Here is a 12,518-nt window from a genome sequence, read left to right on the forward strand (position 1 = left end):
TAACGCACAAAGCCCTAAAAAAGGCGATCGAGGCTTTAAAATTTCTACAGCCAGACGCCAAAGAGGGCGCGCACAAAAATCTGCAGGTGCTGCTTGCGGTTAAAGAGGCGATGAAATCGGACGAGCACGCGAGCTTTTGCGCTAGCTTTATCTTTGAGGATACCGCGCCGAAAAGCGTCGAGAGCGTCTATCTCAAGCTTTACGCGCTTTCGCTAAATCTCTGCGAGCCGCGCACGCTCAATCTAGATGGCGCATTTAGCGTGCTTCCGAACGTCGCGTGGGACGAAAACGCCCGCCCGATCGAGCTTCGGTGGCTGCGTGAAAACGAAATCCATTTAAAAATGCAAGGCCGCTATCCGCGTATCATCAGCATCGATAAATTTCCGCGCTATCTAAGCCACGTCGTACCGCCGCAAAACGTTCGGATTTTAGATGACGCAAAGGTGCGTTTGGGTGCGTATATCGCTGCGGGTACGACCGTGATGCCGGGTGCTGCGTATGTGAATTTCAACGCAGGCACGACCGGCAGCGTTATGATCGAGGGGCGCGTCAGCAGCTCGGTCGTCGTGGGCGAGGGCAGCGATATAGGCGGCGGCGCGTCGATTTTGGGCGTGCTAAGCGGCACCAACGGCAATGCCGTGAGCATCGGCAAGCACTGCTTGCTGGGCGCAAACTCCGTCACGGGCATTCCGCTAGGCGACCGCTGCATCGTGGATGCCGGTATCGCGGTACTTGAGGGTACGAAGGTTTTTATCGCGCAAAAGGATCGCGAGGCGCTAGCAGCGCTAAATCCAGGCTTTGCATTTGATCGCGAAATTTATAAAGGGCTTGAGCTTGCTGGGCTTAGTGGACTGCACTTCCGCCAAAATAGCCAAAGCGGGCAGATTACGGCAAGTATTAGCAAACGCGCGATCAAACTCAACGCGGAACTGCATTAAATTTATAAATTTAAACAGCGGGCGCGGATTGGCTGGAGCTTTTCAAAGCTGCGTTAAATCTATAACTGAAACGGCGAGTTTGAAAAAGATACGGATGATCTCGCCTCGCACCGCTTTGAGCGAGCGCATGTGATCCGCCATAAAATTTCCGCTCATAGAATTTCACGCGGAATTTAAAGAATTTTTGCCGCGATTTAGAAAATTTCTAGCGGTGATTTATGGGGAATTTACGTCGCTAATTTAACGCAAGGAATTTTGACGGCTAGCGGATTTGCGTCGCGCAAACAGGTCTTTAAATTTCAAAAATAGATTGAATTTAAAATTTTAATATGATAGATTTCAAATAAAATTAGGAGGTTAAAATGAAAAAATTTATACCCGCCCTGTTCGGCGTATTTATCTGCACCGCGACGCTCGCGGGAGATGTAGATGCCGATGCCGAGCGCTGCAAGGCTTTGGCGGACGCCGTAAATGGGCACAGTCATCCCGCGACTAAAAATATGGAGTTGGGCGCGGCTACGTGCGAAGGCGATAAATTTGTAATTCCCACGATTCTAAAAAATGAAATTTGGGATAAAGTAGATCCCAAAATCAAGCAAAATTTTGAAAGCATTTTGCGCGCCAACAGGCAAAAGGACGTCTGCGCGATGATGAAAGCGGGCGGTCTAAATCGCATAGGCTTACGAGAATTTCTGCAAAGCGGCGAAAAAATCGCCGATCTGACCTATACGCGCAGCGATTGCGGCTTAGAGTAAAATTTCAAAGGAGAGATAATGGAAGTGCCTCAAGCGGCGTATAGCAGAGATAAAATCATCATTCGCACCGGCGCGATCGGTATCATTTCAAATGTAATTTTAGCGGCATTTAAGGGCGTCGTGGGGCTGATTTCGGGCTCGATCGCGATCGTGCTAGATGCCGTAAATAACCTAAGCGACGCGCTTTCGTCCGTCATTACGATCGTGGGCGTGCACCTTGCGAGCAAGCAGCCCGATCGCGCGCACCCCTTCGGGCACGGCAGGATCGAGTATCTAAGCGCGATCGTAATCGCCGTCATCATCCTCTACACCGGCGGCGTCTCGCTCGTCGAATCGATCAAAAAGATCATTCATCCGCAAGCGGCGAATTATAATGCGGTTTCGCTCGCCATCATCGCCGTAGCGGTCGCGGCGAAATTTAGCCTAGGGCTTTACACGCAAAAGACGGGCGAGCGCGTAAACTCCGACTCGCTCATCGCTAGCGGCGTGGACGCCAAATACGACGCGCTCGTATCGCTAGCCACCCTCGTAGCGGCTTTTATTTCGCTTATTTTCGCTCTGAGCTTGGAAGCGTATCTGGGCGCGATAATTTCGGCTCTTCTAATCAAAACGGCGTATGAAATTCTGCGCGATACTATCAGCAAGCTTTTGGGCTCGCGTCCGAGCCTGGAGCTAACGAATGAAATTTACGACGTCGTGCGCGGCTTTGAGGGCGTTATCGGCGCGTATGATCTGATGTTTCATGACTACGGGCCCGATAAAATGGTAGGTTCGGTGCATATAGAGGTCGCAAGTGATACGACCGCGGCGCAGATCGACGCTCTTACGCGTCGCATCCAAAACGCCGTTTTTGCGAAATTTAATATCATCCTGGATACCGTAGGAATTTACGCGTTTAACAGGAACGATCCGCGCGCCACCGAGATCTACGAGCATATCAAGCAGATGGCGTTTTCGCACGAGTTCGTCTCGCAGATACATGGATTTTATCTCGACGAGGAAAAGCGCTCGATCAGCTTCGACGTTATCGTCGATTTCGCAGCGCCCGATATGGAGGCGACGTTTCGCGCGGTGTGCAAGCAGGTGCGCGCGGCGTATCCGAACTACACGCTCATCATCACTCGCGATAGCGATTACAGCGGTTAAAATTTTAAATTGCTCTAGCGGTTTAAATTTAATCGCGCTCGCCTGCGCCCCTTCTGCGAAATTTTAGAATTTTAAGCTACAATAGGAAAAATTTATCGCGGTTTGCCGCGGCGTAAAAGCCGCAATAAAACGTGATATGAAATTTGCGCGCAAAACCTAGCAGAAGCCCGCGCGTAAGGCAACGCAAAGAGAAATTTAAAAGGAAAAATATGGTTGAAATCAAAGATCTAACGATGCGCTTTGGCAAACAGCTGCTTTTTGAAAACGTAAATTTAAGCCTCGATAAGGGCAGGCGCTACGGTCTTATCGGCGCAAACGGCGCGGGCAAATCGACGCTACTTAAAATTTTAAGCGGACAGATCGAAGCAAGTAGCGGCGAAATTCTAATCCAAAGCGGGCTTAAAATCGGCGTTTTGGGGCAGGATCAATTCGCCTTTGAAAGCTTCAGCGTCAAAGACGCCGTGCTTTACGGCAACAAGCGCCTCTATGACGCCGTGCGCGAAAAGACGCAGCTTTACGAAGCGGGCGAGTTTAACGACGAGATAAACGAGCGCCTCGGCGAGCTTGAGATGATCTGCGCCGAGGAGGATCCTGCTTACGAGTACGAAACGCGGATCGAGAAAATTTTAAGCTCGCTGGGGATTAATGACTTTGATAAAAAGATGAGCGAGATCGAGACGAGCGATAAATTTAAGGTCCTTCTCGCGCAGGTGCTTTTCCCGCGCCCCGACGTGCTGTTTTTGGATGAGCCTACGAACAATCTCGATATCGACGCCATTTCGTGGCTCGAGTTTGAGCTAAATCGCCACGCGGGCACGCTCGTAGTCATCAGCCACGACCGCCACTTTTTAAACCGCGTCTGCACGGACATTCTCGACGTTGATTTTAAGCGGGTGCGCGAATTTAGCGGCAATTACGACGACTGGTTCATAGCATCCAATCTAATCGCCAAACAGGCGCAGTTCGAGCGCGAGAAAAAGCTCAAAGAGAAGGCGGAGCTTGAAAAATTTATCGCTCGCTTCAGCGCCAACGCAAGCAAAGCCAAGCAGGCCACGAGCCGCCAAAAACAGCTCGACAAGCTCGATCTTAGCGAGCTTGCAACCTCTTCGCGCAGAGAGCCTAGTATTTTATTTAAGCCCGCGCGCGAGATCGGCAATGAAATTTTAGAGCTAAGCGGCGTGGATATGAGCTTCGGCGAGGTCCAAATTCTAAAAAATTTCAATCTCAAGCTCGCTCACGGCGATAAGATCGGCATCATCGGTCGAAACGGCGTGGGCAAAAGCACGCTTTGTAAGATCATCATGGGCGAGCTCGTGCCGCAGCGCGGCAAGGTCCATATGGGCGCCACGATCGAGCCTGGGTACTTTGCGCAGGATACGAATAATAAAATTTCAGGCGAGCTCAAACTCTACGAATATCTACAAAGCCCGCAGAATAGGGATCTGGATGAAATTCGCAAATGCCTTGGGCGTATGCTTTTTAGCGGCGCGGAGCAGGAGAAAAGCGTGGGCAGCCTAAGCGGCGGCGAGAAGCACCGCGTGATGCTAAGCAAGCTAATGCTGCAACGCCCGAACCTGCTGGTGCTCGACGAGCCCAACAACCACCTTGATCTTGAGGCGATCATCGCGCTTGGCGAGGCGCTGTATAATTTCGCGGGCTGCGCGATCTGCGTGAGCCACGACCGCGAGCTCATCGACGCGTTTGCAAATAGAATTTTGCATCTCAAAGGAGACGGCGAAATCGTAGATTTTAGGGGCACTTACGAGGAGTATCGCGAGAGCTTGGGAGCAAGCGATGATTGAGATCTGCGTAAACGGCGAGCCTCTGCAGCTCGCGCAGGATATGAGCGTGAGCGAGTTTTTGCGCTCGCGCGGACACGATCTGCGCTTCGTGGCGCTCGAGTGCGACGGCGAAATTTTAAAAAAAGAGGCGTGGGAGCGCACGCAGATCTCAAGCGGCAAAAAATATGAAATCGTCGAGTTCGTAGGCGGCGGCTGAGGTCGGAGCTTTGAATTATGTTAAAATTGCGGCAGCCGAGGTTTAAATCCGCGCGGAAGCCGCTAAGGAAGCCACTAAATTTTTAAGCGGCGTAGCGACACTGAGATACGTCAGTACGGCGGACGCGGCAGAGCGGAGACATAGCGGCTTGGGTTTTTGAATTTATGAGAGAACTTGTCGCGTGGTTTTGGACTTACATCGGCAGCGACTAAGCACGGAATTCTAAATTTTGTGTCGCAGCTTTAACGTAGGATTTTAAAGACCTGTGCACTGCCCCCTTGGTGGCAGTATCGCGCCGGATGAGGAAATTTTAAAATTTATGTCATAGCGCTTGAGCTTTAAAGATTTATGCGCCGTGCCGACGTTAGGCCTTAGAATTTAAGTCGCGGGATTTGGGCGTCGAGTTTTAAAATTTATGCCGCAAAATTTTGCGGCATCGCGCTTGGCAGCAGGCGCTTAAATTTTGCTCGCGAGTGCACCAAACTCGGCTCGCGAGTGCGGTACGCGTTTAAATTTTGCCGATCGCGCCAAAGGACGACGCTAAATTTTAATGTGTTTTGAGGTAATAAAATTTAGCGGTTTAGCTTGCGCGCGTTTAGGTTTGAGCTGAGATTTGGCGATAAAATAGTGAAATTCGGTAGATTTGGTTCGCGCGCTGTATACGGATAGCGGCGCATCGTGAGCTTTTCGCCATACGACGCGATTCGATAAGGCAAAACGCTCACACGATCGCGCGGTAAAAAGCGGCTTGCGTCCGCGAAATTTATATGACGGACAATAAATTTCAAAAAGCTTAAAGCCGGTCAAAACAAAGCGCACGATGCGACGCTAAAATTTCATTGATCGGGCTAGCTTAGAGCTGCGTGCGATTGATCGCCGCGCTTTGCGAGGCGCGATTAAAGCGCGCTTGCATTAAGTCCGAGTGAGGACGCGGCTGTTAATTAGTCTTCTTTGCGAAAGACTAGGCTTTGAAATTCTGCGTGCGGCGGCGTAAATTCGGCGAATTTCCAGCGGAGTGCGATGCCTATCTAGCAAGGGATCGACGCTGTGCAAAGAGTGGCAAAAGCCAAGCGTAGACGCCTCGCCAAAATCGTTAAATTCACAACTCTGCGCGACGCAAAAAAAGGCGCGGGATCGGGATTTAGGCGCGACGAGGCTTGATTGAGCAAAAAGATAAAATTTAGGATCAAAATGCAGATAAAATTAAACGGCAAAGCTTACGAAACGGGCGCGAGCGATCTTGAGGGGCTAAAGCGCGAGGTTAAATTTAGCGGCGAGATCGCCGTGATAAACGGCTATGCGAGCACGCAAAATTGCGAGCTGAAGGCGGGCGATGAGCTCTTTTTGCTCGCGCGCGGCACGGAGCTATCGCCGCAGGAGCTTCGCGAGCTGATGTTTGCTCGCAATGCCCCCGCCGTAAATGAGGCGCTGCAAGGCTCGCGCGTGGCGATCTGCGGGCTCGGCGGGCTCGGCTCCAACGTCGCGATCCTGCTTGCGCGCGCGGGCGTGGGCGAGCTCTTTTTGATCGACTTCGACGTCGTCGAGCCGACCAACCTGAACCGCCAGCAGTACGAGATCGGCGATCTTTACAAGCCTAAGACGGCCGCTTTGCGCGAAAAAATCGCGCGTATAAACCCGTTCGTGCGCGTGCGAACCTTAAACGAGCGATTTACCGCGCAAAACGTAGCCGAAATTTTAAAAAACGAGCGTATAATTTGCGAGTGCTTCGACAACGCGGCGGCGAAAGCGATGATTTTCGATGCGCTCGGCGGAACGGATCGCTTTTTGATCTGCGCTAGCGGTATGGCGGGCAGCGGCGACGCCAACGAGATCCGCACGACGCGGCTCGGCAAAAACGTCTTCGTCTGCGGCGACCGCAAAAGCGCCGCGGCTCAGGGCGTGGGGCTGCTCGCGCCGCGCGTGGCGATCTGCGCCGCACATCAGGCAAACGTCGCGCTTAGGCTGATTTTAGGCGAGGAGAGCTAAGCCTGGCCGCTCATCGCGCGCCTGCATTTCTAAATTTACGCGCCTTTGTGCATTGCCGCTAAATTTAGCTTTGCGCGATTATCTTTGAGAAGCAGGCGAGCGTTTCGGCGGCATACAGCGTGTTTTAAAGACGATGTGAATTTACTGCGCGCCGAGCAAATTTAGCCGCGATATGCAAATTTAAACGACGAAATTTAAACCATTTGCCGTGCACAGCTCGCGGATAAGTAAAATTTTAAAATTTATTCGGCGCGAGCAAGCTACTTTTGAATGCAGGATTTAAAATTTCGTGCAGCAAAGCGAGCCGCAGTCTGCGCGTTAAATTTTAAAATTTTTGTGTCGTGGCTAAAATTTGACGAGAAATTTTAAAGCTTCGATGCGGCGTCGTGCGGCGCGTTAAAATAGCGACATAAGCAAGTAAGGATCTGTGCCGTAATCTCGCGCTGTGTATAATGCGCCGCGCAAGCACTGATATTGCGCTATTTGCGCCGTATGCGAAAATAAAATTTAAACTAAAGAGGATAGAATGGACGATAAACTGATCTTAGGCGGCAAGGAGTTTAGCTCGCGCCTGATAATGGGCTCTGGCAAGTTCGATCACGCGATGATCGACGCCTGCGTGCGGCACGCAGGCTGCGAGATCGTCACGCTTGCGCTGCGCCGCGTAAACGAAAGCAAGAGCCGCAATATCTTGGATTTCATCCCCCGCGGCGTCACGCTGCTGCCGAACACCAGCGGCGCGCGAAACGCCGAGGAGGCGCTGCGGATCGCACGGCTCGCGCGCGAGCTAGGCTGCGGCGACTTCGTAAAGATCGAGATCATAGGCGAGAGCAAATACCTTCTGCCCGACAACACTGAGACGATCAAGGCCTGCGAAGCCCTGGCGCGCGAGGGCTTCGTGCCGCTTGCCTACATGCACGCCGATCTGTGCGTCGCGCGCGATTTGGTAAGCGCAGGGGCCGCCGCCGTGATGCCGCTAGCAGCGCCGATCGGCTCCAATCGCGGGCTGATGATGCGCGGGATGATCGAAATTTTGCTTGGCGAAATCGACGTGCCGATCATCGTAGATGCGGGGCTCGGCGCGCCTAGCGAGGCCTGCGAGGCGATGCAGATGGGCTGCGCTGCGGTGATGGTAAATACGGCGATCGCCACGAGCGGGGATCTGGCGCTGATGGCGCGGGCGTTTGCGCTCGGCGTACAGGCGGGGCGCGATGCCTATCTGGCGGGACTCAGCGCCGTTTGTAAAACAGCCTGCGCAAGCTCGCCGCTAACGGGATTTTTGAGGTAGCGGTTAAAATTTTAAACGCGGCTTGGTTGTGCGAGCCGTATTTTTTTTGCGCGGAATTTGCATTTCTTGAGCTATAAATACATATCGCGCAAGCTCGGCGTGGCAGCCGATAGATACGACGTGAAATTTTAAAATTTTACACGGCACGGCGCAATATGAAATTTTAAAATTTGCGGTGCGTAAATTTACACGCAAAAACGTGCCGCGTAGAATTTAAATAAAAATTTAAAAGGAAAATTTTAAAGATGAATAAAACCGGCTATCTAGCGGGCATGGAGGATATCGGAAGCGAGATGATGGAGCGCACGCTTGCTCTGCGCGAGGGCTTTTGCGAGGAGGCGAGCGAGGCGGACGTGCAAAGGGCGATCGGCGCGAAAAATAGAACTCTGCGCGATTTTGCCGCTCTACTAAGCGTGCGCGCGGGCGAGCATTTGGAGCAGATCGCGCAAGCCGCAGCGCGCGAAAAAGCGGCGCATTTCGGCAGCAACATCGCCGTTTTCACGCCGATTTACATCTCAAACTACTGCGACAATCTCTGCGTTTACTGCGGCTTTAACTGCAAAAACAAAATCGCGCGCGCAAGGCTCGATGAGATGCAGCTGCGAGCGGAGTTTGAGGCGATTGCGGCGAGCGGGCTAGAAGAAATTTTAATCCTCACCGGCGAGAGCGAGAAAAACAGCCCCGTGCGCTATATCGGGCGCGCCTGCGAGCTCGCGCGGCAGTATTTTAAGGTAATCGGCGTCGAAATTTATCCGCTAAACTCGGCCGATTACGCCTATCTGCACGCTTGTGGCGTCGATTTCGTCACCGTTTTTCAAGAAACCTACGATCCCGCGCGCTACGCGCAGCTGCATCTTGCGGGCAACAAGCGCGTTTTTGCGTATCGCTTCGCAGCCCAAGAGCGCGCGATCAGAGGCGGTATGCGCGGCGTGGGCTTTGCGGCGCTTTTGGGCCTCGCAGACTTCCGCCGCGATGCCTTTGCTACGGGCGTGCACGCGTGGCTGCTTCAGCGCAAGTACCCGCGCGCCGAGATTGCCTTTTCGGTGCCGCGCCTGCGCCCGATCATCAATAACGACAAAATAAACCCGAAGGACGTCGGCGAGCGCGAGCTGCTGCAGGTGATGTGCGCGTATCGGCTGCTGCTGCCAAGTGCGCAGATCACGATCTCTACGCGCGAGAGGGCGGGCTTCCGCGACAATGCGATTAGGATCGCAGCGAGCAAAATTTCGGCGGGCGTGAGCGTAGGTATCGGCGGACACAGCGAGCAAAGGGGCGACGAGCAGTTTGAGATCAGCGACGCGCGCAGCGTAAGTGAGGTCTGCGAGGCGATCCGCAGCGGCGGGCTGCAGCCGCTGATGAGCGAGTATATCTATGTGTGAGGTGCGAAATTTTGCCGCGTGCGTGGATGAAATTTATGGCGTTAGACGCGAGATTTATAGCGTCAGGCCCGAGGGCGGATTTTGCGCTACTCGGTGCAGAAGTAAAATTTGCAACGCAAAATACGACGTCGAATTTTGTAGCGCCGCATGTCGTGATAAAATTTCTGGCGCCATAACGGATGGTAAATTTTTTGGCACTGCGTTAGCGAGTGCGGGAAATTTTGAGCTACAAAATACGCGTGTAAATTTAAGACTTAGGAACACATATGCGGATTTAAAATTTAAAGGCGGTGCAAATTTCGAGCCCTCGGGCGGCATAAATTTTAAATTTAAAAACGGCGCGAGCTTCGGGCTCTTATGCGGCAGCAACGTGAGATCGCTAAAATCAAACGACCGGGCGAACGCTTTGAGCTCCGGCGGCGCGATGGAAATTTTAGCCATTGTCTCGGCGGGCGAAATTTTGAAATATGGCGTGACGGCGGGGATTTCGGCGCTCGCCCTAGCAAGTAAAATTTTAATCCCTAGCATCGCAGGCAAAATTTTAAATTTGAGTGCTGCCTCGCGCACGGATATTGAGCTTAAAGGAGCGGGCGTATGCAGGATTTAGAGCTTGCTTCGCGCATTACGATCATCACAAATCGCGCGCTCTGCGGCGGTGAGGCGGCGCTGCTTGCGCGCATAACGGATTTTGCCGCGGCGGGCGTAGGCGAGATCGTCGTGCGCGAAAAGGATTTAGACGAAGCGGCCTATGCGGCGCTGTTTGGTAAAATTTTACTCGCCTGCAAGAGCGGGCTCTGTGCGAATACAGCCCGCGCAGAAGGGATTTTTGCAGATGAAGCTTGCGCTACTAAATTTAGCGAAACTCAAGCTTTCGCGGGCGGATTAGACGCGAGCGCGGTCTGCGCGGATAAAATTTCGCTCTACGAGCGCGACGAGGACGAAGTTTCTCGAAAAAAGCTCGATTTGGGCGGCGGCAAGAGCGAGCTTTGCGCGGATACAGCCCGCAAGCACGGTGCCGCCACAGATGAGATACGGTCTAAAAATTCCGCTTGCGTTTTAGATGAAATTTTGTCTGAAAATTTTACCAGCGCTGCAAACTGCGCGAATGATAGCGCACCGGGCGAGATTTCGCTTCGCGGCGTCGTATGCGAAACGAAACCAGCGGCAAAAGGCGTACGGGGCGCAGAAAATGCGGAAAGGATGCAGGGTGCGCAAAGTACAGAAAATGCAAATGATGTGCATAGTGCAAAAAATGCGGGGAGCTCGCAGAGCTCGCAGTACGCAGAAAACTCGGAAAGTATAGAGGGTGTAGAAAATTCACAGAGCGTGAAAAGGGCGGAAAACTTGGAGAATGCAAAGGACGTGCAAAGCGCGGAGAGTGCAAGGCGCCTGCCTGCGATCTTTGTGCATAATTTTGCAGATTTTGCGCTGCGGGCGGGTGAGAGAAATTTATGGCTGCCGCTCGGGGTTTTGCGGGGCTTCAGCGCGGCGCGCGGCGCGGAGTTTTTGCGCGCAAATTTCAAAAAACTGGTCGCTTCCTGCCACAGCGAGGCGGAGGCGCGCGAGGCGCTGGAGCTGGGCGCGAGCGCGATCTGTCTGAGCCATATCTTCGCGACCGATTGCAAGGCGGGGCTCACACCGAAGGGGCTAAATTTGATCCGCGCCGTGCGTGGGTTTTACGACGGTGAAATTTACGCGCTGGGCGGCATAACGCCGCGCAATTTCACCTCCGTCCTACGCGCGGGAGCCGATAGGATCGCCGTTATGAGCTCAGCGATGGCGACGCGGGACGCGAGTGATTTCATAAGAAAATTTAAGAAATGAATCGATCCGAAAATGCGGTCCGTTTCTTTTGCTGCGCGCCTTGCTGTAGTAATTGCGCTGTATGCGGCGCGATGCAAAACACATTTTAAATAAAATCAAAAACGCGCGAAACGGGCGCAATTTATTGCGATTTAAGCCCAAAGTTATAAAATACGAGCGATTTAAGCTTAAGGATATTTTTTGGATAAAGTGCGGTTTGAGAAATCTAAAAAGCCTCTAAACGAAGGGCGCCGGAACTTAAAGCAAAAGTTGCGAAAAGGCGCTAGCGCCGACATCTTTGACGATGCAGATTTAAGCGATACAACGGATCACAGCTCATTAAATTTAAACGATACAAATTTGAGTAGTAAAAGCTTTAAAAATGCGAATTTTAATCCAGCAGACCCCAAATCGCAAGCCGATCATCTTTGCGGCGCAAATTTCCGAGATAGAAATTTAAACGACATAAATTTAAACTCAAAAGATGAGGTAAAATTTCAAAATTTAAACCCTGGCGGTATTTCATCGCGGGGCGCTAAAACTCGTGATTACGATAAAGAGCCGCTAGTCATCAAAGATTATATAACGATCGTATATATTATAACTATAGCGGTATTACTTTGTTTTGCCATGTTTATAAATTTAGTATTTAATATCCCCTACGATAGAAAAGTTGCAAATATTTTACTTACTGTACCTTTAGTTGCCAGAGTCCTTAAGGGTTTTTCGCAGCATTACGGAAGGAAATTTATATTTTTAAACTCAAGCATAAAATGTATAAAATCAGGCGAGCAGCTCGTAATGAAATTTGATGAGATTTTATATTTCAAAAAGACTTTCGCATTTTTTTATGAAAGCGAAACACATAAATATACGGAAACGGAAAGGATTATAGGAAAAACCTGCCTCGCCATATACGTACTTGCTTATATTTATGGCGCGATATTTGATGACTCTATGATAGTCTTTATAATGTTATTTTGCTGCATGGGAGCGGTTATCTTTCTTTTTATACCGCAAATGATTTTTCATTTGTTTAGGGGCGGCTTATTTTCATGTAGGTTTGTCGATGCTTTAATTATAGACGCACTTTACAATAAATTTTTTATATTTATACCCACTAATAAAGAATATAACGAGCTGAAAAAATATATGAAATTAAAATTTAATAAAGACCTAGACGCGCCAAATTATCTTTTAAGAGTTAAAAATTTTTAACTCAGGC

12 protein-coding genes are annotated in these 12,518 nt (G+C 51.1%); 11 read left to right on the forward strand and 1 reads right to left on the reverse strand.

Translation table 11 applies throughout. The features are described from left to right. The 7 genes from Q0460_RS00005 to Q0460_RS00035 form a co-directional block, all read left to right on the forward strand. A partial coding sequence (locus tag Q0460_RS00005) for a tetrahydrodipicolinate N-succinyltransferase N-terminal domain-containing protein (RefSeq protein WP_299083296.1) occupies positions 1 to 938 on the forward strand: 938 nt, incomplete at its 5' end. Between the two features lie 362 nt (positions 939 to 1,300). After that, entirely contained in the window at positions 1,301 to 1,693 is a 393-nt protein-coding gene (locus Q0460_RS00010; protein WP_299083299.1) for a hypothetical protein, read from the forward strand. Positions 1,694 to 1,711: 18 nt separating this feature from the next. Next, entirely contained in the window at positions 1,712 to 2,839 is a 1,128-nt protein-coding gene (locus tag Q0460_RS00015; RefSeq protein ID WP_299083302.1) for a cation diffusion facilitator family transporter, read from the forward strand. A 209-nt stretch (positions 2,840 to 3,048) separates the two neighbouring features. Continuing rightward, positions 3,049 to 4,641, forward strand: coding sequence for an ABC-F family ATP-binding cassette domain-containing protein (locus Q0460_RS00020; protein ID WP_299083305.1), 1,593 nt, complete (start codon positions 3,049 to 3,051; stop codon positions 4,639 to 4,641). Then, positions 4,634 to 4,837 (forward strand): sulfur carrier protein ThiS, encoded by a 204-nt coding sequence (gene thiS / locus Q0460_RS00025; RefSeq protein ID WP_299083308.1) that lies wholly within the window; start codon positions 4,634 to 4,636, stop codon positions 4,835 to 4,837. Before Q0460_RS00020 ends, thiS begins: the two co-directional genes overlap by 8 nt. Positions 4,838 to 6,028: 1,191 nt before the next feature. Beyond that, positions 6,029 to 6,823, forward strand: a complete 795-nt coding sequence (gene thiF / locus Q0460_RS00030; RefSeq protein WP_299083310.1) for a sulfur carrier protein ThiS adenylyltransferase ThiF — start codon at positions 6,029 to 6,031, stop codon at positions 6,821 to 6,823. A gap of 526 nt (positions 6,824 to 7,349) precedes the next feature. Then, the gene (locus Q0460_RS00035; protein ID WP_299083312.1) at positions 7,350 to 8,111 is read left to right on the forward strand and encodes a thiazole synthase; all 762 of its coding nucleotides are present in this window, start codon (positions 7,350 to 7,352) and stop codon (positions 8,109 to 8,111) included. 3 nt (positions 8,112 to 8,114) lie between these two features. On the opposite strand, the gene Q0460_RS00040 is transcribed toward Q0460_RS00035, so the two are convergent. After that, complete coding sequence (locus Q0460_RS00040; protein WP_299083314.1) at positions 8,115 to 8,306, reverse strand: hypothetical protein; 192 nt, start codon at positions 8,304 to 8,306, stop codon at positions 8,115 to 8,117. A 50-nt stretch (positions 8,307 to 8,356) separates the two neighbouring features. Here Q0460_RS00040 and thiH point away from each other — a divergent pair, with 50 nt between their 5' ends. The 4 genes from thiH to Q0460_RS00060 all read left to right on the forward strand — a co-directional run bounded on the left by thiH (position 8,357) and on the right by Q0460_RS00060 (position 12,511). After that, positions 8,357 to 9,490: a 2-iminoacetate synthase ThiH gene (gene thiH / locus Q0460_RS00045; protein ID WP_299083316.1), complete on the forward strand. Its 1,134-nt coding sequence runs from the start codon at positions 8,357 to 8,359 to the stop codon at positions 9,488 to 9,490. Then, positions 9,483 to 10,097 (forward strand): hypothetical protein, encoded by a 615-nt coding sequence (locus Q0460_RS00050; protein WP_299083318.1) that lies wholly within the window; start codon positions 9,483 to 9,485, stop codon positions 10,095 to 10,097. The genes thiH and Q0460_RS00050 overlap by 8 nt, the downstream gene beginning before the upstream one ends. Further along, positions 10,085 to 11,314 (forward strand): thiamine phosphate synthase, encoded by a 1,230-nt coding sequence (locus tag Q0460_RS00055; protein ID WP_299083320.1) that lies wholly within the window; start codon positions 10,085 to 10,087, stop codon positions 11,312 to 11,314. The genes Q0460_RS00050 and Q0460_RS00055 overlap by 13 nt, the downstream gene beginning before the upstream one ends. 180 nt (positions 11,315 to 11,494) lie before the next feature. Next, positions 11,495 to 12,511, forward strand: a complete 1,017-nt coding sequence (locus tag Q0460_RS00060) for a hypothetical protein (protein WP_299083323.1) — start codon at positions 11,495 to 11,497, stop codon at positions 12,509 to 12,511. Positions 12,512 to 12,518 lie beyond the last annotated feature (7 nt).

The sequence above is a fragment of the uncultured Campylobacter sp. genome (assembly GCF_937980635.1).
Lineage (GTDB): Bacteria > Campylobacterota > Campylobacteria > Campylobacterales > Campylobacteraceae > Campylobacter_B.

Bases quoted from the DNA above. Each gene is read 5' to 3' on its own strand.
- Q0460_RS00010 (WP_299083299.1), top strand. From the start codon at position 1,301: ATGAAAAAATTTATACCCGCCCTGTTCGGCGTATTTATCTGCACCGCG.
- Q0460_RS00015 (WP_299083302.1), top strand. From the start codon at position 1,712: ATGGAAGTGCCTCAAGCGGCGTATAGCAGAGATAAAATCATCATTCGC.
- Q0460_RS00020 (WP_299083305.1), top strand. From the start codon at position 3,049: ATGGTTGAAATCAAAGATCTAACGATGCGCTTTGGCAAACAGCTGCTT.
- thiS (WP_299083308.1), top strand. From the start codon at position 4,634: ATGATTGAGATCTGCGTAAACGGCGAGCCTCTGCAGCTCGCGCAGGAT.
- thiF (WP_299083310.1), top strand. From the start codon at position 6,029: ATGCAGATAAAATTAAACGGCAAAGCTTACGAAACGGGCGCGAGCGAT.
- Q0460_RS00035 (WP_299083312.1), top strand. From the start codon at position 7,350: ATGGACGATAAACTGATCTTAGGCGGCAAGGAGTTTAGCTCGCGCCTG.
- thiH (WP_299083316.1), top strand. From the start codon at position 8,357: ATGAATAAAACCGGCTATCTAGCGGGCATGGAGGATATCGGAAGCGAG.
- Q0460_RS00050 (WP_299083318.1), top strand. From the start codon at position 9,483: ATGTGTGAGGTGCGAAATTTTGCCGCGTGCGTGGATGAAATTTATGGC.
- Q0460_RS00055 (WP_299083320.1), top strand. From the start codon at position 10,085: ATGCAGGATTTAGAGCTTGCTTCGCGCATTACGATCATCACAAATCGC.